Below are 26,345 nucleotides of genomic sequence, written 5' to 3'. Positions count from 1 at the left end.
TAGGATTTCTTAAATAAGCATCAACCTCACAAATCATTATTTAGTGATTAGTTGTATTGTAAAACTTTTCTTAGCTTGTTAAAAATCCTTTCTACAACTGATAAATCATTAGTTACAATTTCCGCAATTCCTAATAATTCTTGGTCAAAGGGTAGTCGTTCACCATATGTAGTAAGAGTTCCATCAGGTATAGAAATAAATACGAAGTAGTTATTGTTGGAATCGGGTGAAAATGATTTATTTACAACCTTTCCTTGCAAAAACCCAAACTCTTGATAGGGATAGTTGTCCAGTTTGATGTTAACATCTTGACCTATTTTAACCTTACCACTATTTTGAGAAGGAATTATAAGCCTACCAACCAAACCTTCACTTCGATTTGGTAACACGGTGAAAACTTCCAAACCTGCACTGACAAATTGGTTTGGCCCCCAGAACTCCTTAAAGCTGACTTTTCCTTCTATGGATGCCTTGAGTACGAAGGAATATTCCCAATCCAATATTGCCTTCTTCAGGGCGTTTAAGTTTTGGGCCAGAGACCCCAGAATTCTGAGGCTTTCCTCAGTACGATTTAATTCAGTTGACCTTAACATATAATTAGAGGATGAAAGAGTCTCTCGAAGCTTAGAAATTGAAATCGACATGGTGGATATCCTATTCTCAAAATTTAATTTTTCAATCTTCTTACCTTCCATTTCTTGTTGAGAAATTACACCCTTAGAGAATAAGGTTTCATACCGAGAAAAATCATTCAGAAATAGGTTATACTCTTGTTCTAAAAGTCGTCTTTGAAAGATTTGTGAATTTAGTTGTTGAGTTAATTCGCTTAAGGACTGTCTATTTGCTTGAATTTCATTTTTATATGTTCCTAGCTTTTCCAATAGCCTATACTCTAAAATATCATTTGCAAATAGTGTATACATCGGCCCTACGTCTCCTAAGGAATATTGGTTGAAGCTCTCGACGGGAAATTCAAGAACATCTTTACTTACATCAAACGTATCGATATAACCTTTGAGTTGGTAAACATCATTGGTGCGAGCCGTATTCCGAATAACACCAATAACATCTTGTTTACTAACCTGCGATCCATTGTCGAAATAAATGGTATCCAATGCTCCACTAGATCGAGCAATAATATGCTCAGCCGGTGAACTTGTTGTAACCAAAACCTCTGCTTCGACTATATCTGGATATTTAATTAAAGATGAAAGTAAAAGGATTAGTGCAGTTATGAAAAAGACGATCGTAATCCCATAACGGATAATCCATTTAGGAGGCTTTGATAGCACCTCCTGGACCTCTTGGGAACGTAGTGGCTCTTCTTGTTCCATTTTTGACAACTATATACTTTGAAGATCCAATTGGTTTTTAACCAAATTGAAATATGCGCCTTTCAATTGAACTAATTCGTGGTGTGTACCCTTCTCCAATATTGCACCATTCTCAAGTACTATAATTTGATCGGCATTCTTTACAGTACTTAAACGATGAGCAATAATAACGGCAGTTTTATTTTTGAAGAATTCTTTCAAGTTTTTCATAATAATAAATTCATTTCGTGCATCTAGCGACGATGTTGCCTCATCAAAGAATAATATAAATGGGCTTTTATATGCAGCCCTCGCCAGAAATAACCTCTGTTTTTGGCCAGTGCTAATACCGATTCCCTCATTACCGATAAGTGTATTAAAGCCTTGTGGTAGCGAATTAATAAATTCATCGATGTTAGCGAGTATCGCCGCTTCTTTAAGTCTTCTTCGATCGATATATTCAGCGCCCAAGGCAATATTTGCTGCAATTGTGTCATTGAATAAAAAACCTTCTTGCATTACAGTTCCGCAATGCTCACGCCATTTTCTCGGTGAAATCTGATTTAGGAAATGATTTCCGTATCTAATGTTGCCATTATTCGGCTCATAATACTGCAACATTAGTTTAACCAAGGTGGATTTGCCACTACCGCTTGACCCCACAATTGCTGTGGTTTTATTAGCGGGTATTACTAGATTGATGTTGGTTAAAACATTCTTTTCACTACCTAGGTAATTAAAGGATACATTCTCGAAAACTATATCTTGATTTGGCCGAATTGATTTATGGAGAAGTTTACGATTAGACTCTTCATCTTCGCGCTCATGAACTTCGGCGAGTCTTTCAATACTAATTTTAGCATCTTGGTAGGTTCTAATAAAGCTGACGAGTTGTCCAATTGGAGCATTGAGCTGTCCAATTATATACTGTATTGAGAGCATCATTCCTAAGGTAATCTTACCTTCAATTACTAGAACGGCAGAGAGGAAGGTGATAATAATATTCTTTAACTCATTGATTACCGATGAACCAACACCTTGAGTTTGCTCAAGTCTTAAATTTTTCATTGAAACTTTAAAGAGCTTAATCTGGATGAACTCCCAATTCCAGCGTTTGAACCTTTCAGCATTATGCAGCTTTATTTCTTGCATTCCATTTATCAACTCAATTACCGTACTTCTTTCGCGGCTTAGTTCTTGGAATCTTTTATAATCGAGCTCTTTCCTTCTCTTTAAGAAATAGATGATCCAAACAACATAAATAAGACTTCCAAAAATATAAACACCAAAGATCTGCGGACTATAGTAAAAGAGAACGAACCCAAAAATTATAAGGTTAAATAGTGAGAAAAGGATACTAAGGGATGATCCGGTTAAGAGTCTTTCTATCCTTCTATGATCATTGATCCTTTGCATTATATCTCCAGTCATTTTGGTGTCAAAATATGCAATCGGCAAGCTCATAAGCTTTAAAAAAAAGTCAGAAACAAGAGAAATGTTAACGCGTGTGCTGAGATGTAACAAAATCCAACCTCTAAAAATATCTACACTTGTACGACCAATAAAAAGCATGAGTTGTGCGCCAAGAATGAGATAAATAAAATTGACATCTCGGTTTTGGATTCCAATGTCGACAATGCTCTGGGTTAAAAATGGAAATATAAGTTGAAGTATACTTCCTACTAGTAGCCCTAGAACAAGTTGGGCTAATAAATTCTTATACTTGAATAAGTATTGGTAGATAAACCGAATCGAATTTTTAGGCTTTTCATTCCACACCAGATTTTTAAGATTTGGAGTTTCTTCAAGAAGTAAAACGATACCTGGGCTTGAAGGTATTTTAGAATGGCCTATCCAACCGTTTAGAAAATCCTGAATGTCATATTTCAATAAACCAAACGCGGGATCGGAAACATAGACTTTTTCCCTCCTTATTTTGTATACAACTACGAAATGATGATCCTTCCAATGGACTATACATGGAAGATTTGCATTTTTGAGTTGCTCAAAACTAATTCGTGCACATATTGTTTTAAAACCCAGTTGCTCGGCAGCTTCACTTAAATTAAATAAGCTAGTTCCCTCCCTGGTTGTTTCACATAAGTCCCTAATGTTTGGAAAGGACATTTGATGCCCATAATAGTTCAATATAATCTGTAAACAAGCTGGGCCACAATCTTTTGAGTTTGGCTGAATATATGTAGGGAATTTACTTCTCAAATTGTTCCAGGTTTAAATACCCAAATAGCGTTAGAACTATTTGAATTTTTACCGAAGTTGAATTATTTCATTCTAGCTATCTCCGACTTATAATGACGTGTAAGTAAGTCATAACAGACCAATTCATATTTTCTGTTTTCCGAGATAAAGAGTCTATTCATGGTCATGTGTATATATGCCCTTAACAGGGAAAACAAACGATTCTGTGACATTTCATTAAAGGAAAAACTCCGACTAGTCTCTAAAAGTCTTCCAATGGATTCATTCCTGGTCTTAATTGCTTTTATAACAGCGTGTGTTTTTTGGTCGGAAGAGCTCTCAAGATTAATAAATTCGGTGAGTCTATCCCTTTCAACTCTGAACTTGTTCCCAAGTTGCTTTCTTAATCTCCGATTATCGCCAAATTCGGTTAGAAACGATTGATTCATTCCTGATATAAGTTCGCACTTTTGACTCTGGTTTAGTCCAATCGTATCCATTAATGTATCGATACTTTTAAGGCCTACCAACCAACGTAGTCCATCTGAATAATCAAGATAGATACACTTCAATATTTCTCCCACCATTTTGCTATCATAGTGGAATAAACATTCAGAAAATTCCATAAGCTCTTCTCCGTATCTTTCAAGCTCTCTTTTATACGTACCGATTTCAACATCCCAAATGATATCTTGATCTACAAAAGGACCGAGTCGTTTGGATAACTCGTACATGATCTGCCCTATCCCTGAAGGGTTAATTAGTCTAAATCGAAGTCGTATATGGAACCCCCTGTCTGAATACCTAATAAAGAACCAATTATCGATTAGATTATCACCGATATACTTTTCAGATTCAGGAATCAATTCTTCAACTAAAACTTTTTCAGCGGTTTTTGTTCCAGTATAGATCTTATAATATAACCATGATTGTCCAGGGATAAACGTGCGTTGATTGTTCACGTATTTGTCTACTCCATTCATACTTACTAATTTTCATGAGACTGATTTTATCTGGTCCTTGTAAAAAGACAAGATGATTTCATTGGAATATCGCTTTCCATTTGCCCCTTTTATAGAATCCGATGGACTTAAATATTCTTTAAGGAGAAAGTCCTCTTTGTTTTTAACTTCCGAAAGGAACATCCTAATTGAGTCTAAAGAAGCTAAAAAAACTAAAAGTTCATTATCACCTTGAGCCAAATAGAACTTTTCTGGTATTCCGGTTTTTCTTTGAAAATTTGAGGTCGCATTAATTAATTTATCGTCATCATCGTATGAACGCAGCATCATTTCAACATGTGATTTTTTTAAATTCCATGTGGCACAATGCAGAATTATGTTTTTGTATTCGATTCTTGGAGTAAATTCAATTTGTTTACGTAAGGGACCAAAATCCAAATAAAGTCCTCTTCTTAGTCCGACATTTTGCATGTCACACAGGAAATGATATATCGGGAGCGATTTATTTCTAAAATTATGGGCATTCGTTAGCCTTGGCTTTACTTCTCTTTTGTACTTTTTAGATTTCAATTTTATTGGCTCAGAATATTTGGCAGATACTGTTAAATCCGAAATTGGTATTTGCATATCCAAGGGCTTCAATGATTTAGCCAGATATGGGATTTCAAAATTTCTGATATTCGGTCGCATTAGTACATTGCCAACCCTTGATTCCGGCAAGTGATTAATTTCTGCTACGATACTGTCGGCATTTCTTTTTTCTTCGTATTCTATTATTTCATTTACAAACTCATGAATCTCTTCACTAACATGACAAAAACGACCAAGGAGATTCCCAGCACTTGAACCAAGCCAGCCTGATAAAACGTATTTTTCCTTATCCCCAACATTTACTAATCGGACTACACACGAAAACGTATCCGGCAAGTCATCCCATATTCCAGGAAGCGCCTTTATATCGTTATGGGATAAATTAATTGAGTCTTGGTTATTCTTGGCAAAATCGATGATTTTGTTAAGTAATAAGCCATGAATATTATTCCATTGAATGGCTTGGGTTTGTGAATTTCTAAGTGAATGATCAATATGTATCCCCTTAACGAATTGATTTAAGTCTTTGTTAGCAGAGCCATCGCCGTAGAAAATACCCAATTCCGGGTCAAGACATTTGGACAATTCTATTTCTCGTTCTTCAAATCTTTCACGAAACCTTTTTCTGAAATCCTTTAAATTGCTGTTCCCATTTGAAACTGATAGCTTGTTTATAATCCTTAGGCCTTCCTCAAAAACATCTAACAAGGATGAAGCTAATGTGGCTTCGATACACTTTAAGGATGTATCGGTCTGAAATACGTATTTGGGATTGAATTCTGTTCCCAAGTTTTTCAGCAGATCAATTATATTCTGATAAAGTTGTAATTCGTTGCCTACTCCTTGGTCCAATTCATTAAGTAAAACATCTATTTGTTTCAAATCAGATTTTATCTGTTCTACACCATGCATCCTTTCTAATGAAGCGAGAATTTGATCCATAAATTCGGGCCCAACTACAGACGGTTCGATTTCACTTACGAGAACTTTATTATTAATTAAATCATGAATATATTCCTTGGCGTCATCTCGATCAACCCCCATTTCTTTAAGAACTATCTCAAGTTCAGTTATATTCAGACCCCTTTGAGATTTTTTCAATAGTTTAGTCAAGAACCTATTATTGTCAATAGAAACGGATTGATGATATCGTTTCCCTCTTCTATATTGATATTCAACGTATCTAAGCTTTTCGCCAATTTCATAAATGCTGGAATTGGAATAGTAAAGAATCTGGGGCTTTATAAGATCATTTCTTGAAAGATCCATTGCAAGCGCGACTAAGTAATTCATATCCAAACGTGTATGGCGCTTATGATTACCCGGTTGGGCTAATTGAACTTTAGTTTTCGAGTTGATCTGGCCTAACGAAGAACCGGCGAACAATCCAAAGGGTGTGCATCGAGAACAAATTCTAGAGTAATATTTGAATATTGAAATTTTCAATTTGTTAATCCGCTTTAACCCAGTTAGATCTCCGGACAGCCATTTTTGTACTTCACTTACAAGAGGTGGTGAGGCCAGATATAAAGCTTCCATAAATAGCGGATCAGAGCATATTTCCTTGTAGTCTTCATCCGATAGGGCAGGTTTATTGGCGAGTTCAAAATATTGGTCTACCGAAAAAAGTGGTGTTCTCAATACGAATTTTGGAAAAGCCGTGTAGGGCATTTGGTAATTCATAGGCTTAACTTATCATTAAACACTTATCCCAATTATTTTCTTCCGAAGACAGACTATCAATTAGAACTAAGCCTATACCTGAGATCCCTTCAAGCAGATTAGTTCTAATCTCCCATTTTTTAGCGAGTGGATTTCTGAATCGAAATCCCGCGAATTCATTTCCATGATTTGATCGGGACAGGCCGTCTCGAATCCAGTGAGTTGCCGCATCTCTAAATTTTATGCTATTTGTTAGTTTATATGCTCTTCGATAAATCTGTGCTATTCCAAAGGAGCCATGACAAATTGGGGCATCTACCACTTGATGCTCCATTTCATTGGTGATCCTAAGCGTATTTTCAAAGGCCTCTATTGCTATTGTTTCTATATTTTTATCCTTCAGCACTTTAGATGCGCACATCAATTGGACAGCTATACCTAAATCACTGTAACACCATGCAAGTCTTCCATGATATAATTTCTCTCCATTTAATTCAACATGCTTAGGAAATCGATATCCTTCAGAACTTGAATTCATTTCATTAAGAAAATAATCACTAGCACCTCTCAATAAATCAACAGCATTGGAATCCAACAAGTCATAGGTTAGCATTCTAGATAAGAGCCCAATGATACTGGCCATTCCATGGGACAATCCAAGATTAATTACTACTCGTTTGGGATGACTCATTTCCATTTTCCAGGAGTAGGTTCCTTGATTTTTAATTGCGTTAGTTTGAAGTTGTACGAGAAACCGCTCTAAAATGCCTTTGTACTTCTCCTTAAGTTTGTTAGAATTTGTTGAATTGTATCTTTCCAAAAAATATAGAGCATAACCAACGCCTCCATGTAGATAGTCAAACTTGTTTCTGCTCATTTCCCTAAACATGGTCAGTTCTAAAAAACCTTCAAAAGTTGGAAGTACTTCGTCACAATCCACCTGAATAAAATGATTCTCATTAAGGTGATTGAGCACCCAAGCATACCCTGCAATGCCTTTACAAAATGTTGGAAATTGATATCCCTGATTAATCAATTCATTAGCCCTTTCCAATGAAAAAATTGCTTGATTTTCATATGAGAGTTGATCTTTTGAAAGCCTAGAATAATAGAAATAGAAGAGTGCAATACCACCTAAACCGGTTAGCACTCCAATATTAGATTCTTTAGTAAGCTCATAATTTAAGCTTTGTGCAATTTCATCTAACTTTTTGATGCAGTACTCTTGCGTTACATTTGGCGTCTTGTTATTCATAGGGCTAATAAAAAAATTAAGGGATTGCTGATATCCGAATTGAAGCAATTTAACACATATTTACTTTATTAATCTAGTGAATTATATTACTATTATTTCGTATTAACCGTATTTCATATGAAGTATTATCCGAATTTATCGGTATTAAAATTAATAACATCGCTTATACTCCTTGTAAGTTTATCTGGCTCGTGTCAGGCCCAACCTGAATCGAAAGAAGTATATGGTTTTGAATCCAATGAAACCCAAAATTCACCATTGCGGGATTGGTCAACTTGGGGCAGTTACGTGGTAACTCTAGATTCTAGTGTTTCGTTTAGAGGGAAAAATTCGGTTAGAATAGCATCAAACGAGAACTTAACTGACTCGATTGGTAGTATATATTTAAAAATCCCAATAGAAGGGAAAGGCAATACCGTTAAGCTTTCCGGCTTTATTAAGACTCAAAAGGTAAATAGTGGTTATGGAGGTCTATTATTGTGGACAGAATCTAATGATGGTCAAATTCCTATTTATAGGAATATGCAAGAATATGCGGTAAAAGGTACTAGTGATTGGAATGAGTATTCTATTGGGGTAGAAGTTCCAAAAAACACAAAATATCTTTATATAGGAGGTTACCTCGCAGGTAAGGGAATACTCTGGTTAGATGACATTAATTTGCAATTAGAAGGAATTCCGTTGAAATTTCCAATAAGTGAAGTTCCAACTTTTAAAATCCAATCTAAGAGCTATCAAAGCACCAAGCTAGGCTCAACTCTCAGTCTAAGGGAACTATCTCCAGATCAAATAAAAAACTTATCCTTCTTAGCAAAAGTTTGGGGATACCTCAAGTATAACCATCCTCTAGTATGTGGCGGTGTCGTTAATTGGGATTTCGAATTATTAGAAATTCTACCTAAAATCATTATGACGAGGAATGCATCTGAGCGTGATGAGATATTAACTCAGTGGATTGAGCAAATTGGAACAATTGAAGGTATAGACAGTACAAAAACCTCTGAACTAGGCTTAGAAAGTCTTTATTCAGAGATAGGTTGGATAAAGGATTATGATCCGCAACCAAGCTTAATAAATTCTTTACTTAAAGTCAGTCAAATAAAATGTCAAGGCCTTCAGTATTACGTCCAAGTCAATCCAGGCGCTGGCAATCCGAGTTTTCTAAACGAAGAGTGGTACCCCAACGTGGAGTCAACAGACGATGGTTTCCGCCTTTTAGGGTTATTCAGGCTTTGGAATATTGTAGAATATTTTTTTCCATATAAAGAATTGATTCCCAAAGAATGGGACGATGTTTTAGTGGAGTATATACCAAAATTTATTGAAGTTGAAGATGGTTTGGAGGGCGACTTGAATTATTTAGCTCTGATTAATGAGTTAAATGATTCCCATGCCCAGTTAAGATCTTCTCGCATTTCCAATTTTAGAGGTGAAAATTATGCTCCTTTCAAATTAGCCTTTGTTAAAGATAAATGGCTTGTTAAAGCTATCTATAATCCGGAGCTTATGCTAGACCTCGATATTCAACTAGGCGATCAAATCACGCATATTAATGGAAAGGAAATAGAGATTCATGTTGATAGTATGATGCCCTATTATCCTTCTTCAAACCTATCCAGTAAGTTGCGAGACATTTCGCGAGATCTTCTTAGATCTTCGCAAGAATTTTTGGAGTTGGACATTCTTCGCGGCGTAAAATCTATTGAAATTGATTTACCCCTATTTCCTAGGAACAAAATTGACTTCAAATGGTACAACTCTGAGGGTTCATCAAGTTTCAAATTAATTGAGGAATCAATATTATATGTTGAATTGCATAGAGTGGTAGACTCTGAAATCGAAAAAATAATTGAATTGGGGCAACTTGTCAAAGGAGTCATACTTGATGCGCGTAGGTATCCGTCAGGATCTGCATCAAAACTTTGGCCTCAATTCTCAATACCAGGTAAGGCATTTGCGAAGTTTACTAAGTTTAATATTTATAACCCTGGTGAATTCGAATTTCAAGATGTATCTGAAATCCCACAGTCGGACAACGAAAGATTCAGGGGAATGGTTATAGTCATTGTTGATGAGAATACACAAAGTCTCGGGGAATTTACTACAATGGCTTTCCAGGCTAATTCTCAGACAATTGTTGTTGGTAGTCAGACTGCAGGAGCCGATGGCAATGTTTCTCGAATCCCGTTACCGGGCGCCCTAGAGACAGGAATTAGCGGTATAGGTGTATTTTATCCAGATGGTCAGGCTACCCAAGGGGTTGGAATTAAAATTGATATAGAACTAGAAAATACCCCAGAATCAATAAGAAGGAATCAAGACTTAAGCCTTATTCAAGCAATTGCTTTAATAAAAAAGGCTATTCCATAATTGGAATAACCTTTTCAAATAAAAGAAACTTTATCAAACAATTTCTCTAACAAGAACATGAATATATACAGCATGTCATTGTCATATCCTCATTACAAGTGCATCCATCTATTGACTGAGGGTCCGTCTCACCACCAGGTGGTTGACAAATTCCTACCGGCTCAGTCTCATCTGGAGGACATGCAGGAGTAAAGTTTGACGCACAAATTTGATCCGTTTCCCCTCCTACCACTCGTCTTGCCTCAAATGTTGAAATAATTTCCTTGTTCAACGAAAGCTTAAATTTTTTATTCTTCATGATAAATGTTTTATGTAGGTAATATACTACATTATGTGAAGTGATGCCATATTATTAGTGTTTTTTCTGTCATTATTGTAGTAATATATAATTTATTTAGTAGGATTTTAATTGTCGATACCATTAGGTCCCAAAATGACTTTCACAAAGATTTTTTCAATCACTATACTTCAGTTAGATTGAATTGGAAAAAATAAACTCTAAACCGTAATATCTTTGATTGGTACTAATCAACAATGTCGATATGATCTTTCTATATATAAATGGCACAAAATTGAACTAGTTTCATTTAGCCAATTTTGATGAAGAAGAAACACCAAGATGAAAGGTTGCAAATCGATATATTTTTATAATAATTATCGATTATTTAACTGAATATAAGAAAGTTACAGCCAAGGATAGAATCCTGAAGTGGTCACTTAAGAATGAAGGACTTAACCCCCTAAGTGCGGATGAGTCCTTTTTATTTGCCCAAAAATTGCCAGATTATGAGTCAAATCACATACTTATTTGGGGCTGGTGCTAGTTTTCATGCATTACCTATAGTATCGCAAATACCCGAGCGCCTTCGGAATTGCATTATTCAAATTAAGGGATACAAATTTGATAATAAAGTGCATAACCAAGACCACTTTTATGGAAACAACAAGCTCCCTCCAATTGATGAGATATTAAACACTTTAGTTTCTGACTTGGAATGGCTGGAGAGAGAGTCAAGTCATCATCAAAGTGTAGACACACTTGCCAAAAAGCTAGAAGTAAAGGGAGACTATAATGGACTCAATAGGTTAAAATTAGCCTTATCCGTAATTTTTACTTATGAACAAATCCGAAATCCAATAGACAAAAGGTATGACTCATTTCTAGCTTCTCTTCTTGACAGAAATGGGAATTTACCCCCTAAACTAACTTTACTGACTTGGAATTATGATATGCAACTAGAGTTGGCCTTTCGTGAATATCTTAATCATGATTCTTTGCACACATCTCGAAATGGACTTAACATAAGATCAAGGTATACGGCCTCTAATAGAAAAGCCGGTTTGTAATACTCCCTAAATCTTAGACCAGAGATTTAGTTAAAAATATCGGATTACACTTACTAGACCTATGAGTAAAAGATCATGACCCAAATTTTCAGCTGAATTCAAGGCCTGGGTGGCCCAAGAGGCGATTATGTAACCCCTTCTAAAAATCGGACTGTCGTTAATTGGACCGTACTTTTTTTTGTCCAATGGACTTAAAAGTTACAATTACACCGGTTCACAATTCGATAAATTTTTATTACCCTTAGTCTACAACTGATTGTTTTCTGAAAGTTACAATTAAGATTTGAATCCTGGCGTAATACAGACTTTATTTGCCTCCTTCTGCTTTTAAGGTTTGCTTAGAATATGGAACATTACCTTCAAGTTTGGACTGTAAATCGCGCATATCCCCGCTTATTTTTTCATCGAGTACACGGGCATAGACTTGAGTCGTAGTGATTTTGGTGTGTCCTAACATCTTAGAAACGCTTTCAATGGGAACACCGTTTGAAAGTGTCACCGTTGTCGCGAAGGTATGCCGGGCTGAATGAAATGTTATGTGTTTATAGATGCCAAGTGAATCACAGATTTCAACCAAGAAATCATTAATACGTTGATTTGATATCACCGGCAATAGTTGCCCTTCGAATTTCTTTGGTTTGTCCATATAGCGATCAATTATCGATCTTGCCTGGCGCAGCAGAGGGACTCTAACCGGTACATTATTTTTGGTCCTGGAGGTATGAATCCACTTTTCACCATCAATACCTCGAACAAGATTGGAATACGACAATTGTCGAATATCACAGTAGGATAACCCGGTATAGCAACAGAATACAAATACATCTTTGGCCGTTTGCAAACCGGAATCTTTAAATTCAATCTCTTCAAAAGCAGCCAACTCTTGACGGGTCAAGAATTCCTTTTTGAATTTTTTAAATCTGAGTTTGAATCTGGAAAAGGGATTTCGCTCTAACCATTCCAGATCTACTGCCAAATTCATCATTTTCTTTAATCGCTCCATATGTTTCATGATTCCATTTTGATTGAGTGATCTTCCCTTTTGTAAGGGAGATGCCTTTCTCAAATAATGCTCAAAGTCAATAATGAAACTGTAGTCCAAATGCTTCAAGTACTCATCTCTGGTCTTACGCTTTTCTACTAAGAACCGTTTGATATAACGCTCAGTTGAAAAATAGTTTTTTAAAGTCCCTGGTCTTAAGGTTTCAGCCATCCGATCATTATGATAGGTGATTAATTGGAGTAGGGTTTTGTCCAAATCCTCTTGCCCGACGAACCTAGATTTAATCAACTTTGCCGTAACTAACTTACCCTCAATACGTAACTGATTATAGCATTCGTACAGCTGTACTTGTACTTGGTCCAAATAGCTGTTAATTGACCTACTCTCTGGTGATTTTCCGGTAGTTTTTCGGGATTTGGTATCCCAATAAGTAACCGAAGTGAGGCGTTTTAAACTGATTTCTGAGCGTCTACCGTCCACAGTAATACGCGCATAAATGGGTGCCAAATCGCCATTTCGTTTAGACAGATTTAGCCAAAAATGAATACTGAAAGTTCTTGAAGTGCCCATAGACTCTCGCTTTAGGTGAATACTCGATTTTGATTTCGAAAGTCAAATCGAAGCGAAAGTCAATTCCGTGAAGAATACAAATCAGTTACAATATCCGGAAAAAAAGGTAACCGATTAGGTAACCGAATAGGTAACTTTTGTGTTGATTATAAAGCTAACTGTATGACATCAAGAAAAATTAAATTTCCTGATAATCATACAATTAGCTCATTTTTGATGTCCATTGACACCAGTCTCGTCGGGATGACAGGATTTGAACCTGCGACCCCTTCGTCCCGAACGAAGTACGCTACCGGACTGCGCTACATCCCGAAACCGGACGGCAAAGATAAAACATTTCCCTATTTGGAAAAACCCAAATCGGGGGTTTCTTGGGCCGGGGGTTGCCCTACCCGCATTTGGAGGAACCGCAGTCCCGGCAGGTGAGGCAGCCTTCCTGGAAAACCAGGTTGTGGCCCTTGCAGTTTTCGCAGGTCTGCCCCTTGACTTCGGTGCCGTCTTTGATATACTTCTTTAGCGCCCGCACCACCCCGTTTTTCCAGGTGTTGATCTGCTCGGAATCCAGGTGGAGGCTCTGGATGAGTTCCACCACCTTGGGGATGGGCATGCCGTGGCGCAGGGTGCCGGATATAAGCTTGGCGTAATTCCAGTATTCCGGGTTAAACTTGTGGGACAGGCCTTCTATGGTGGTCTTGTATCCCTGTTTGTTCTGGAACTGGAAGTCGTAGCGGGAGGGCTGCCCCTCCATGCGGTGCTTGATGATCAGCCCCTTTTCCACCCAGCGGGGCAGCAGGATGCCGTCCTCGTCGTCCGCCAAACCGGTAAAGATCTCGTACGGCTGGCCGTCTATCAGCCCAATAAAGGCTATCCACTTGTCTTTGTTGTTCTGGAAGCGCACCACATCGGCCTCCAACACCTCGGGCCGTTTCAGCGGAAAGGCGGTCAGGGTCTCTCCCTCCTTTTCCTCCTTGGAAGGGGTATCCGACACCAGCACCCCGGAACGGGAGCCGTCCCGGTACACGGTTACCCCCTTGCACCCGGATTTCCAGGCCTGCAGGTAGAGCAGCCCCACCAGCTCCTCCGGCACGTCGTTGGGCAGGTTAATGGTCACGCTAATGGAGTGGTCCACCCATTGCTGTACGGCCCCCTGCAGGCGCACCTTCTGCACCCAGTCCACGTCGTTGGAGGTGGCGTTGTGGTAAGGCGAGGCGGCCACCATTTCGACAATCTCCTCCGGGCTGTATTCCCCGGCCGGGTCATACCCGTGGGCGGCCATCCACACCCGGAACTGGTGGTGGAAGACGGTATACTCCTCCCAGGAGTCGCCCACCTCGTCCGTATAGTCAATGCGCACGCCCTTGTCCGAAGGGTTCACCTTGCGGCGGCGTTTGTAGACCGGCAGAAACACCGGCTCTATCCCGGAGGTGGTCTGGGTCATCAGGCTGGTGGTGCCCGTGGGGGCAATGGTGAGCAGGGCGATATTGCGGCGGCCGTACTCCAGCATTTCGTAATAGAGCTTTTCGTCCGCTTCCTTCAGGCGGGTAATAAAGGGGTTGTTTTTTTCCCGTTCGGCATCAAAGAGGGGGAAGGCGCCCCGCTCGCGGGCGGTCTTTACCGAGGCCCCGTAAGCAGCCAGGGCCAAATTCTTGTGGACCTCCACGGAAAAGGCCGTGCCTTCGTCCGAGCCGTAGCGCAGGCCCAGGGCGGCCAGCATGTCGCCTTCGGCCGTAATACCAATGCCCGTGCGGCGACCCTCCAGGGCTTTTTTGCGGATCTCTTCCCAGAGGCGGCGTTCTACCCGCTTGGTCTCTTCCGTTTCCGGGTCGGCGCCAATCTTACCCAGGATGGCTTCCACCTTCTCCAGCTCCAGGTCTATGATGTCGTCCATCACCCGCTGGGCGGCCCCCACATGGGTGCGGAACAACTCGAAGTCAAACCGGGCCTGGGGGGTAAAGGGATCCTGCACGTAAGACAGCAGGTTTATGGCCAGCAGGCGGCAGGAATCATAGGGGCAAAGGGGGATCTCCCCGCAGGGGTTGGTAGAGATGGTCTTAAAGCCCAGGTCTGCATAGCAGTCCGGCACGGATTCCCGGATGATGGTATCCCAGAAGAGCACCCCGGGCTCCGCAGACTGCCAGGCGTTGTGCACGATGATTTCCCAAATCTCGCGGGCGCGTACGGTCCGCTCCACAGCCGGCTGGTCGCTGCCCACCGGGAATTGCTGCACGTACTCCCGGTCGTGCTCCACGGCTTCCATAAAAGCGTCGTCTATTCGTACGGAGATGTTGGCCCCGGTAATCTTCCCGGTTTCCAGTTTGGCATTGATAAAATCCAGGGCGTCCGGATGCTGTATGGATACCGTTAGCATAAGGGCGCCACGGCGGCCGTCCTGGGCCACCTCTCGGGTAGAGCTGGAATACCGCTCCATAAAGGGCACCAGGCCGGTGGAGGTTAGGGCGGAATTCTTAACCGGCGACCCCTTGGGCCGGATGTGGGAGAGGTCGTGGCCCACCCCGCCCCGGCGTTTCATAAGCTGCACCTGTTCCTGGTCGATCTTCATGATGGCGCCATAGGAGTCCGACTGCCCTTCCGTGCCAATCACAAAACAATTGGAGAGGGAGGCGATCTGGAAGGGGTTCCCGATCCCGGCCATGGGGCTGCCCTGGGGCACCAGGTAACGAAAATCCTTGATCAGGCCGTAAATCTCCGCCTCGGACATGGGCTTCGGGTACCGGGCTTCAATCCGGGCCAGTTCCCGGGCAATGCGGCGGTGCATGTCGTCCGGGGTGCGCTCGTACAACCGCCCCTGGGAGTCTTTCAGGGCGTATTTGTTCATCCAGACCCGGGCAGCCAGGTCGTCGCCCCCGAAATAATCCAGGGCAGCGGCAAAAACGGTTTCGTCTGTGTAGGTTTCTCGGGTTTGGGAAGCGGCAGTGGAATGCATGGGCTACAGGTTTAGGCAGGTTACAATTTCCTGTGAAATTACCCACGCCCCGGTGGCCCGACATATGACATTGGTCATGTTCGGATACGCGAAAACCAAAACAGGTGTTGAATATCAGACTTTTATAAAGTTATCAACTGTAAATTGTGAGCAATTTAAGGGGTACCGCCACCCCGCCCTGCGCAAGAATAGGGACGGACCCATTGCCCCTCCTATAAGTGTTTCATTTACATTATCTATATTTAGGGACCTAACCACCAACCCTTAAATGAAAATCCACTGGCTGCTGTGCCTGCTAACAGCCCTCATAGGCTGTAAGCCCCAGGCGCCTGAACCTTCCCCGGCTGCCGCCCGCCCCCCCAACATCGTGCTCTTCTATGTAGACGACCTGGGGTATGGGGACCTGGGCTGCTACGGGGCCACAGGGGTAGCCACGCCCCATGCCGACCGCCTGGCCCGGGAAGGGATCCGCTTTACCGATGCCCACAGCGCCGCGGCTACCTGTACCCCCTCCCGCTATGCCCTGCTTACCGGCACCTTTGCCTTTCGCTCCCAGGCAGCCGTCCTGCCCGGGGATGCCCCCTTATTGATCCGCCCGGGCACCCCTACCCTGCCGACCCTGCTGCAGCAGGCCGGATACCGCACCGGGGTGGTGGGCAAATGGCATCTGGGCCTGGGCAGCGGCAACACGGACTGGAACGGGGAGGTGCGCCCGGGGCCCCTGGAAATCGGCTTCGATTACAGCTTTCTGCTACCAGCTACCGGAGACCGGGTACCCACCGTATATCTGGAAGACCACCGGGTGGTGGGGCTAACCCCTGAAGATTCCCTCCGGATCAGTTATCGCACGCCCTTTCCCGGGGTGCCCACCGGCATGGACCAGCCGGAGCGCCTGCGGCAGGCGGCAGACCCCCAGCACAGCCAGGCCATCGTAAACGGGATCAGCCGCATTGGCTACCAGACCGGGGGTGCATCCGCCCTGTGGACGGACGAGGACTTTCCGGACATTTTTACCGACAAGGCCCGGGCCTTTATCGCCTCGGCCGCAGACCAACCCTTCTTCCTGTTTTTCTCCTTCCACGACATCCACGTGCCCCGCCTGCCCCACCCCCGCTTCCAGGGGGTATCGGAAATGGGTCCGCGGGGCGATGCCATTGCCCAGATGGATTGGATGACCGGGGCCATCCTGGAGGAACTGCAACGGCAGGGCCTGGCCGAAAGCACCCTGGTACTGTTTACCAGCGATAATGGGCCCGTGCTGAACGATGGATACGAAGACCAGGCCGTAGCACGCCTGGGCAGCCACCGCCCGGCCGGACCCTTCCGGGGCGGGAAGTACAGCGCCTTCGAGGCGGGCACCCGGGTGCCCCTGATCGCGCACTGGCCCGGGACCATCACCCCCGGAGAGAGCCAGGCCCTGATCTCCCAAACGGACTTTTTTGCCTCCCTGGCTACCCTGGCAGGGGTACCCCTGCCCGAGGGCGCCGCCCCGGACAGCCAGGATCTGAGCCAGGCGCTCACCCGGGCCGGGCAGCCCGGAAGTACCCTCCTGCTGGAGGAAGCTATGACCCTGGCCCTGCGGCAGGGCCCCTACAAATACATCCCCCCTTCGGCCTTGCCCCAGGCCCCTGCCTGGCTGCAGCAGAAAGGCATAGAAGCCGGGCTCTCCCCCCTGCCCCAGCTGTACCATTTGGAAGAAGACCCGGGGGAAACCCATAATTTAGCCCCCCAAATGCCAGAGCGCGTGGAACGCATGCAGCAATTGCTGGACAGCCTGGTGGCCCCTAAAAACACGAAACCATGAACTTACTCGATACCGCCCGGGTCTATACCGGGCAGACCAAAATCCTGGTAGCCGTAGATTGCATTGTCTTTGGCTTTGACGGGCAGCAGCTCAAACTGCTGCTTTTTAAACGCAAGGTGGAACCCCTGAAAGGCCAATGGTCCCTTATTGGCGCCTTTATCAAGGAAGACATGAGCCTGGACGACTCCGCCAAACAAATCTTGCTTGAATCCACAGGCCTATCCAACGTTTTCCTGGAAGAACTGAAAACCTATGGGGCTGTGGAGCGGGACCCGGGGGAACGGGTCATATCCATCGCTTATTACAGCCTGACCCGCCTCAATGAACTGGACCTGGACAGCGTGGAGGAGTACGATGCCCACTGGTTTGGGCTGGACGAGATCCCGGAGCTGATCCTGGACCACGGGGAAATGGTACAACTGGCCATTAAACGCCTGCGGGAGAAGGTGCGCCGCCAACCCATCGGCTTTAACCTGCTGGGCGAGCGCTTTACCCTGCCCCAAATGCAGATCCTTTACGAGAGTATCCTGCAAAAGGAACTGGACCCCCGGAATTTCCGAAAGAAAATGCTCTCCTTCGATATCCTGACCAAGACCCGGGAAAAGGACAAGTCCGCTTCCAAGAAAGGGGCCTTCTACTATGTTTTTAACAAAGAAAAATTCGACGAATTTGTAGCCAACGGGTACAACTTCGAAATCTAAGCCGGGGCCACCATCCCCCATGTGCCTATGGAAACCACAAATACCCCGGACGCCGGGAAACAGTCAGGCCTGGAGCTGGCCAGCAGCACCCGGGACGCCTTCCGGGAAACCTTTGGCTCCGAGCCCCTGATGGTGTTTTCGCCCGGGCGTATTAACCTGATTGGCGAGCATGTGGACTACAACGAAGGGGTGGTCTTCCCGGCAGCGGTGGATCAGGGCATCTATGTGGCTTTAGGCCTGGCCTCTTCCGGCAAAGACTGCCATGCCATAACCCGGAATTTCGGGGAGGAATTCCGGTTTAAACCCTCGGGATTGAAGGCCCTGCCGGACGGGGGGTGGCGCAACTACGTGATCGGGGTGGTAGCCGAACTGGAAAAGCGCGGGCACCCGGTGGCTCCCTTTAACCTGATGATTGCCGGCAACCTGCCCCAGGGGGGCGGAATGTCTTCCTCTGCCGCCCTGGAAAACGGGATTGTCTATGGCCTGAACACCCTCTTTACCCTGGGCCTGGACCGCATGGACATGGTCCGGGTTTCCCTGGACGCCGAACACCACTACGCCGGGGTACAATGCGGCATTATGGACCAGTATGCCAGCATGTTTGGGGTAAAGGACCACTTTTTACTACTGGACTGCCGCACCCTGGAAGCCGAGGCCGTACAAATAGACCTGCAGGGACACGAACTCTTTTTGATCAACACCCGCGTACAACACAGCCTGGCCTCCTCTACCTACAACGAGCGCCGGGCCCTATGCGACCGGACTGCTGCAGCCCTGGGCGTTCCAGCCTTACGGGATGCCAGCCTGGAGGCACTCAAGGCCCTGCAACGGGAGGGCCGGCTAAGCGCTGAAGAATTTGCGAAGGTCTCCTATGTGCTGGAGGAAATGGCCCGTACCCAGGCGGCAGCCCAGGCCATCCGCAACCAGGACCTGCAAGCCCTGGGCGCACTCCTGTTCGCCTCCCACCAGGGCCTTGCCCAAAAGTACGAAGTGAGTTGCCCGGAGCTGGATTTCCTGGTGGAGCAGGCCCGACAAGCCCCCGGGGTACTCGGGGCCCGGATGATGGGCGCCGGTTTTGGGGGTTGCACGCTGAACCTGGTACGCTGCGATGCCTCCGAGGCCTTTACCCGGCACACCCGGGAAGCCTACCGCAACGCCTTTGGCCACGACTGCGACATCCTGCGCGTACACCTGGGCCGGGGGACGCATGTGGTGGAAAGTGAAGCAGGTTACGCACTGGTTTAAAGGCCTTCGTTAGTCTTTTTATTTGAAGAGTATACAGTTTTTCCTACAAATTATACAATCTTGTACCTACATTAAATAGGTGTTGTATAGATTAGCTATATAAGTACTCCCCCTCTGATACATTCTAGGTAACCCCAATCTTCCCTCAATGCCCTGAATGTATGCGATGGATGAACAAACTTGTTGATTACCTGGGTCCCGATCACACCCTGGCGTTCCCCTTCAACTGATCTTACTGCTCACCCGTGCTTTGACCATCACGGGATACACACCTCCTATGCCTTAACGGTTTGGGCGAAAAAACAATACAACCCCTAATAATGAAACATCATGCCCGGAATTGCCACCCATTTTAAGATTCTCGAACGAAGTATGTCCGAATTAAAATCCTCAGGAGATAGCAGTCTTATCGCTATTGGTCAACTGATGGAAACACATTCCAAATATGCCTATCTGGGTGCTATTGGACCCATTTTAGCGGATTTTATTCCATCGGATCCCCCTCCTGACCTGGACTTCCCTTTTGGATATGGAAATGAGTATACTGCCCTTTGGAAAAACGCCCTGAAATTTGCTGGGGATAACCCTGCAAATGGTGCGAAGGGGATGATTACCATCCTGGCCGAATTCCAGGAATTCCTGGGTAAAATCCAACCGATTGCAGATAATGAAGACCTTGGGGCACTTAAAGATATGCGGGATAATGGGGAGGTAGATTCCATTATGGACACCGCAGCAGCCTTAAGTAGCCTTGTTGCAGACCTGACCAAAATACCAGATGGGTTTGTTCTTCAGATTGCAGGGATTATTGGCGGGGGATTAAAACCTGTAGTTAACGTTGCAGTGGGCAGCGAGATCCCGGTAAAGGAAACCTGGACCATTAGGGAGCAACTATTCTGGCGCCAAACGGGTGAATTTGTACAAAAGCTGGTTGAAAAGGCGGAATCTTCCGGACGTGATGAGTTCAAGGCCTACGCCTACGGTTATGTCACCAGTTATGCCGGCCTGGTGTGTGGCTCCCCTTTCCTCAATAGTATTGTAGGCGGTACGTATCGGACGGATTGGTGGAGACAGCGTTGGATCGGGGTATTCGTAGATGCTTGGGTTCATGGGTATTACGAAACACCCGCCAGTCTCTCCGGTGATACACCCAGCCCGCCATATGACCAGTGGAAGGGGCTTTGTGAGGCCAACCTGCAGGAAAAAATTCAATTTGATGGCGTGGATATTGAATCTATCCTGGAGGTAATCAATACGGATGCTCCTTTCCCCTCTGTACTCCCAGCAGACTTTATCCAATACTGGCGGGAAACTTATGAAAGCGTCTACGGCCCAATAGACCCTCTAAGTAGATTTAAGGACAATTCCCTGAACGCGGCTTACCAAATGACCTGGGCGATGCTCTGGTTTCAAACCAGCGGATATGTTGTGGGATGTAACCCAGCCCCCCCAATGCGCCCTCCTGAAGACTGTTCTACCGAGCCTTCCTGGGCCGATCCGACCGTTCCCGGTGATAGTGGTGGAGGGTCCGTCCCTCCAGAACCCACCATTGAAAAAGACGCGGACGTAGGTAAGATCATAACGGGCGTAATCCTTGCCCTTTTGGGTCTGGGACAATTTGCAGCCGGCGGTTTGATCTCGGGTGGGGCTGCGATTGCCTTTGGGGTAGAACAGATTATTGAAGGGGCTAATGATATCAACTGGGCCAAGTTGCGATGCGATTTGTATTGGTACCGAATGTATTTGTATCGCGGATTAAAGGCCTTGCACGAGGTAATGGTACTGGGCGGGCTCCAACACCCCTATCCTTCAGAACTTCGTGAAGATCCTATAATACTGAATTTCCTGGGCTTTGAATTCGAATTTGATTCCATTCGCAAAAATGCCAAATCCCAAGTCCTTGAGGTTTTCCCTCCAAAACCCTGGAGCGGTGCCATAGGCCTTGTTGGGCTTTGGAATGAGATGCCTTCCCGGCCGCAAGAGAACCCGGGTACTATAGCTTATCTCTCCACCGGAAAGTATCCTGATTTTTTCATTGACGATGATACAAACAACCCACTGGCCAAAGGAAAGGTGAGCGATGCAAGCCCAACATTCCTGCATACCGATGGAGGAAAGGTTGGCCAAGGACCTGTAATTACAGGGGCGAACAGACCAGTAGAATTTGGAAATGCCGTGGCCAATGCCCTTGATCTTTTCAAAACCAGGGCATACCCAAATTGGAACCTCGATGCAGACAGGGGGCTCGCCTACCAGACCTGGGCCTTTGGTATTGATAACGCTAGCCCAGCAACGTACCAGGATCCTGTAGAGATTCATCCTGTTAATACCTGAACCCATGGTTCACGATTAAGCCATTACCATGAAAAGAAAAACACAAAAGACCAAGGACTCCCGACGCCAGGACCGGAGGGATCCTCGTAGCAAAATAGAACAGGCCATTGCAGAGGTCGATGCCAAAAAAGAAAAAGAAAAGCAGGCCATTTGGAATAGGTACGGCAAAATATTTCAGGAATGGGGTCGCAAAACCCGGGTTACCCCCTGGCTTCTGCTGCGCTGCAACCTGAGTGATATGGGGATACGCCCTTTACCAGCGGGGGTTAAACATTGGCTTTCCCCGGACATCACGGTGGAATCTTCGGATCCTTTGGGCAATCCGGTGGCGGAAGAAGAAAATTTCATTCACGCCTTGATTTTGAATCTTGGGGAGGTTGGGGCAGCCCCGGTACAAGTAGATTTTTATTGGGGAGATCCTTCCATAGGCTTGAGCGCGGCGCATATGCACCACATTGGGACTGAATGGGTGGAAATAGAATCGCTGCACTCAGCCCGGGTCAGATGTCCGATTCCCTGGACACCTTCCCTGGCGAGCGGAGCCCATCAATGCCTCAAAGTGAATTGCACCAACCATTTGTTAGATCCCATACGGCATCCCTTTCAACCCAAATTGGACCGGCATGCCGGGCAACGCAATGTTACCGTTCAGGAGTCCCCGGCAGGAGCCACCTTTTCACTTACTCTAAAACTAAACAATACGTTTGCTTTAGGTTTTGTCCAAACCGTACGAATGGAAAGTCACCACATTCGTTTCCAGGAGGGCAAAAAATGGTCTTTAAAAGATAAAACGGTTGTCGCCATGAACTTTACCGAAGACCTGGCACTCAACCGAACCAATTTCACTAAAATGTTCCACAAGAGGTCTGAAACCTACAAGGATGCCCGCACCGCGGCCCGCATACAAGCGGCAAAAAAGGTGAATCCCGAATGGGCTATCCAAGCCATCACACCGGATCGGATGCCTGTGGTGCATACAGAAATTTCGGCAAAACGCAGGTTTATCAAGAACCCTCAGGCCGATGCAGATCTGGGGCAACATCTGATCCGAACGCGATCAACCGAGAGGACCCGTTGTGCCAAACCCGGATTAATCCTGGAGCAGATGCGTATGGAGGCCTTCGAACAGCGGGATTTTAACCTGGAAGTACAAGTACCACATGAAGCGCAGAAGGGTGATTTTCTGGTCATTCACCTGCAACAGGAAATCCACGAAATGGCCATGGGTGGGTATTCCATTGTGGTCCATATCACGTAATTCAAAACCTAAAATTAATAATCATGACAAAAGCAGAAAAAGGGGAACAAAGCGACCCCAAAGTGACCCGTGCTTATTCAAGGATCGTTCATGAACTGGAACAAGGCCGGAATGTTTTACAACTCTACCGGCAACTGAGCGGTGCCCTACCCATCAAGCATTTCGGGGATTTAGAAAAGGCATTTGCCAAAACCGGAAGGGTAGCCTTTCGCGACGTGAAGGTTCCTATTGCCTTCTTTAAGGACTACATCCCGGAATTCTTATTTCCGGTAACCGACGAGGATGCATTGATCGCGGCCCTTGCACAGTTAGTGCAAGCCATGCCTTCCGATATCGGATATGATCTGTCAAAGCCGGAAACGCAGGAGTTACTCAGCAAACGCAAATTTGCCAAATCGCTCCTTCCGCTAAGCAATGACTATAGTAGCAACTCCCTGGCTGCAGGGCACAGTATTCTCGGCGCCAGCCAAATGCGTGAAGCCTACGAAACATCAAATACTAACGAATAAATTATTGAACGGTACCCCGGCAATGGGGTCCATAAAAATCAACATCATGGCTACAGCAGCAGGAGTTATCAAACAAGGAAGTAATGGCCCGGTACCCGGTAAAGGCATCTGGAATGCCAGTGTATGCCGGCCGGGCTCACTGGATTGTGTTTATACAGACACCTACGGGGCATTTCTGATCCCCGCCAATTATATACCCGGCGAAACCCTAAAGGCCAATGCAGGTCATTATGACGCAAAAAATTTTGTACCCACCTGGAATGCCTCCCTGGGGGCATATTATGCAGTGGTAGAACTCACATATAACCCACCGCCCCCTTCTTCTTCCTCCTGTTTTACAGGCGATACGCAGGTACTCATGGCCGATGGCAGCTCACGTCGGATTTCAGAAGTACGGGTAGGAGACCTGGTACTCGGCGCCCAGCACAAGGTCAATAGGGTTATTGACATTGAGCGACCTGTTTTGGGTAACCGCCAGTTGTTTGCTTTTAATGGGGAAAAGCATTTCATAACCAAGGAGCACCCCATTATGACAGCCAATGGATGGGCTTCCATAAGCCCCAGGGCCACGCAGGAAGAAAATAGCCGCATGTCTGTTCTTAAACTGGAAACTGGTATGTCCGTAATACGTTACGCCCGGGCAAGCCAGATGGCGCTGCATGGTATAGCGGAATCCCTTATGGATACCCCCATGCAGATGAATGAAGAAACCTTGACACGCATTGAGGCGCGGACGGACCGTTGGGACCTCCCGTTATTCAATCTCATTCTTGATGGCAGCCATACCTATTTCGCCAATCGATATCTAGTGCATAATAAGGGAGGGCATTAATAGTGCATAAACAAGGTAGGTCCCGAAACTCGAGACCTGCCTTGTTTAGTATTGATTGATACTAAAAACTTTATAGGCATGAATACATTTCTACCTCCGGGCGTTGTCAGGGCACTTGGACAACGCCAGCTAGATGCGCTATGTGAATCTTTTCCCTCCTATTTTGTCACTGATCCAAAAGCCATTGGCCTTGCCATGGAACGGGGTTCCAATTGCATTGGAGAAATACTGGATAGGGAAATCCCGGAAGAACTCCTTACACACGCCCTGGCCAGTGTCAAAAATGATCCCAAATTTGAATTCACAGGACATCTTTTATACGCTGCTTTTATGGCAGGGTATCGGGCGGAACAAACCTCCCTTGCCTTCTACGGGAAAAGCCATCCGGACCTTTTCAAAACCGGGATGTACATAAGTCTTTTTACAAATCTACTGGACGGCTTATTGGACGAAGCACCGGATCACCTCTCGGATGCCGATCTTCAATTTGTATCCGAGCAGCTAACCCTTCAGGCATGGTGGGATAGAGCGAAAATTCCGGGAATACCCATATATCCAGACCGTCATCCGGTGGCGGAAGTGTTGCTACGCACCATGACTCAAGTAATTAGCATGATCTTGGGCGCTGCGGGCTGGCGGAAAGACACCTCAATCCAAACTGCACTTAAAACCGCAATTCGTAAGAGTTTTGACTCTGAACACCGCAGTGTGGAATTACGTCTATCGGCAACACACCTAACCCTAAATGGCTCGCTAGAGCAGGAACTACAGGCAAAATCTATAATGCCAGCCACTATGGGCCTCCTATTGCCGGTATGTTTTAACGGATGGCCGGTGGGGGTTTCTCGTGCAGGGTTGGAACGCCTTGGGGTACACATGGGAATCCTTGGGGGATGGTTGGATGACCTTGCCGATATCCAGGAAGACCTTCATAACGAATTCTGGAGTAATGTACTGCTTGAAGTTTACCATAGCTTCCCAGAAGCCATCCGGAATAATGGATGGCAGGTCCCTTTATTAGAACAAGGCCTTACCCAGATGGGAATTCAATCAAAACTGATCCATAAGGGGTTAGTTTATTTTGAAAATATCCTAAGCTGCATCGAAGATCTAGACCTACCGGAACCCGATTATTTATATTCCTGCATCGCCAATAAGGCAACCATCTTTTTAGGGAATACGGAGATCTTGAAAAGACAATTGGGTAGTATACCCATATTTGCCTTTTCCTGAATGAAACCAGATAGGCGAAGTCACTAAAGCCAGTGTTATGATAGGCATCTCCAGCACTTTGGCTGGCTGGTTTTTTCATTTCCTATTTACTTACGGAACGCTGGATTACGCCGCGCAAGGCGGCGTGATCCAGAATGGGGGGTGGTGCTCAAGCAAAGCCAACAAAGCTGCGCTTTGTGGTTTTTTCATTTCCGATTTACTTACGGAACGCTG

The 26,345-nt window shown here is 45.0% G+C and carries 17 protein-coding genes and 1 tRNA gene; 10 read left to right on the top strand and 8 right to left on the bottom strand.

Annotated elements, in window-relative coordinates:
• Positions 1–47: 47 nt before the first annotated feature.
• The 5 genes from OZ410_RS13250 to OZ410_RS13230 all read right to left on the bottom strand — a co-directional run bounded on the left by OZ410_RS13250 (position 48) and on the right by OZ410_RS13230 (position 7,982).
• Positions 48–1,334, bottom strand: coding sequence for an HlyD family secretion protein (locus OZ410_RS13250; protein WP_277708493.1), 1,287 nt, complete (start codon positions 1,332–1,334; stop codon positions 48–50).
• 9 nt (positions 1,335–1,343) lie between these two features.
• Positions 1,344–3,533 carry a peptidase domain-containing ABC transporter gene (locus tag OZ410_RS13245; protein WP_277708492.1) on the bottom strand — a complete coding sequence of 730 codons (2,190 nt, stop codon included), beginning with the start codon at positions 3,531–3,533 and terminating at the stop codon, positions 1,344–1,346.
• Between the two features lie 62 nt (positions 3,534–3,595).
• Positions 3,596–4,495 carry a thiopeptide-type bacteriocin biosynthesis protein gene (locus OZ410_RS13240; RefSeq protein ID WP_277708491.1) on the bottom strand — a complete coding sequence of 300 codons (900 nt, stop codon included), beginning with the start codon at positions 4,493–4,495 and terminating at the stop codon, positions 3,596–3,598.
• Positions 4,496–4,507: 12 nt separating this feature from the next.
• On the bottom strand, positions 4,508–6,748 hold the full coding sequence (locus OZ410_RS13235) for a lantibiotic dehydratase family protein (RefSeq protein ID WP_277708490.1): 2,241 nt from the start codon (positions 6,746–6,748) through the stop codon (positions 4,508–4,510).
• A gap of 4 nt (positions 6,749–6,752) precedes the next feature.
• Positions 6,753–7,982, bottom strand: coding sequence for a lanthionine synthetase C family protein (locus OZ410_RS13230; protein ID WP_277708489.1), 1,230 nt, complete (start codon positions 7,980–7,982; stop codon positions 6,753–6,755).
• A 117-nt stretch (positions 7,983–8,099) separates the two neighbouring features.
• Between OZ410_RS13230 and OZ410_RS13225 the strand changes: the two genes are divergently transcribed.
• Together OZ410_RS13225 and OZ410_RS13220 are read left to right on the top strand one after the other, a co-directional pair.
• Positions 8,100–10,352, top strand: coding sequence for a S41 family peptidase (locus OZ410_RS13225; protein ID WP_277708488.1), 2,253 nt, complete (start codon positions 8,100–8,102; stop codon positions 10,350–10,352).
• Between the two features lie 786 nt (positions 10,353–11,138).
• Positions 11,139–11,699, top strand: a complete 561-nt coding sequence (locus OZ410_RS13220; RefSeq protein WP_277708487.1) for a hypothetical protein — start codon at positions 11,139–11,141, stop codon at positions 11,697–11,699.
• 307 nt (positions 11,700–12,006) lie between these two features.
• Here the strand turns inward: OZ410_RS13220 and OZ410_RS13215 are convergent, their stop codons facing one another.
• The 3 genes from OZ410_RS13215 to OZ410_RS13205 form a co-directional block, all read right to left on the bottom strand.
• Positions 12,007–13,272 (bottom strand): site-specific integrase, encoded by a 1,266-nt coding sequence (locus OZ410_RS13215; protein ID WP_277708486.1) that lies wholly within the window; start codon positions 13,270–13,272, stop codon positions 12,007–12,009.
• Positions 13,273–13,510: 238 nt separating this feature from the next.
• Positions 13,511–13,584, bottom strand: a tRNA-Pro gene (locus OZ410_RS13210).
• A 76-nt stretch (positions 13,585–13,660) separates the two neighbouring features.
• Positions 13,661–16,216 (bottom strand): adenosylcobalamin-dependent ribonucleoside-diphosphate reductase, encoded by a 2,556-nt coding sequence (locus OZ410_RS13205; RefSeq protein WP_277708485.1) that lies wholly within the window; start codon positions 16,214–16,216, stop codon positions 13,661–13,663.
• A 268-nt stretch (positions 16,217–16,484) separates the two neighbouring features.
• Here OZ410_RS13205 and OZ410_RS13200 point away from each other — a divergent pair, with 268 nt between their 5' ends.
• The 8 genes from OZ410_RS13200 (at position 16,485) to OZ410_RS13165 (ending at position 26,132) form a co-directional block, all read left to right on the top strand.
• The gene (locus OZ410_RS13200) at positions 16,485–18,020 is read left to right on the top strand and encodes a sulfatase family protein (RefSeq protein WP_277708484.1); all 1,536 of its coding nucleotides are present in this window, start codon (positions 16,485–16,487) and stop codon (positions 18,018–18,020) included.
• A complete protein-coding gene (locus tag OZ410_RS13195) occupies positions 18,017–18,721 on the top strand; it encodes an NUDIX hydrolase (RefSeq protein ID WP_277708483.1) in 705 nt (234 codons plus the stop codon). The genes OZ410_RS13200 and OZ410_RS13195 overlap by 4 nt, the downstream gene beginning before the upstream one ends.
• 27 nt (positions 18,722–18,748) lie before the next feature.
• The gene (galK, locus tag OZ410_RS13190) at positions 18,749–19,966 is read left to right on the top strand and encodes a galactokinase (protein WP_277708482.1); all 1,218 of its coding nucleotides are present in this window, start codon (positions 18,749–18,751) and stop codon (positions 19,964–19,966) included.
• A 330-nt stretch (positions 19,967–20,296) separates the two neighbouring features.
• Positions 20,297–22,300, top strand: coding sequence for a hypothetical protein (locus OZ410_RS13185; protein WP_277708481.1), 2,004 nt, complete (start codon positions 20,297–20,299; stop codon positions 22,298–22,300).
• 28 nt (positions 22,301–22,328) lie between these two features.
• Positions 22,329–23,558 carry a hypothetical protein gene (locus OZ410_RS13180; protein ID WP_277708480.1) on the top strand — a complete coding sequence of 410 codons (1,230 nt, stop codon included), beginning with the start codon at positions 22,329–22,331 and terminating at the stop codon, positions 23,556–23,558.
• 23 nt (positions 23,559–23,581) lie between these two features.
• Positions 23,582–24,067, top strand: a complete 486-nt coding sequence (locus OZ410_RS13175) for a hypothetical protein (RefSeq protein WP_277708479.1) — start codon at positions 23,582–23,584, stop codon at positions 24,065–24,067.
• The gene (locus OZ410_RS13170) at positions 24,033–24,899 is read left to right on the top strand and encodes a Hint domain-containing protein (protein ID WP_277708478.1); all 867 of its coding nucleotides are present in this window, start codon (positions 24,033–24,035) and stop codon (positions 24,897–24,899) included. The genes OZ410_RS13175 and OZ410_RS13170 overlap by 35 nt, the downstream gene beginning before the upstream one ends.
• A 78-nt stretch (positions 24,900–24,977) precedes the next feature.
• The gene (locus OZ410_RS13165) at positions 24,978–26,132 is read left to right on the top strand and encodes a hypothetical protein (RefSeq protein ID WP_277708477.1); all 1,155 of its coding nucleotides are present in this window, start codon (positions 24,978–24,980) and stop codon (positions 26,130–26,132) included.
• Positions 26,133–26,345 lie beyond the last annotated feature (213 nt).

It is taken from the genome of Robiginitalea aestuariiviva (assembly GCF_029537735.1).
GTDB classification, from domain to species: Bacteria; Bacteroidota; Bacteroidia; order Flavobacteriales; family Flavobacteriaceae; genus Robiginitalea; species Robiginitalea aestuariiviva.
The sequence above is the reverse complement of the archived record's forward strand: the minus strand, read 5'-3'. Positions and strand labels throughout refer to the sequence as shown.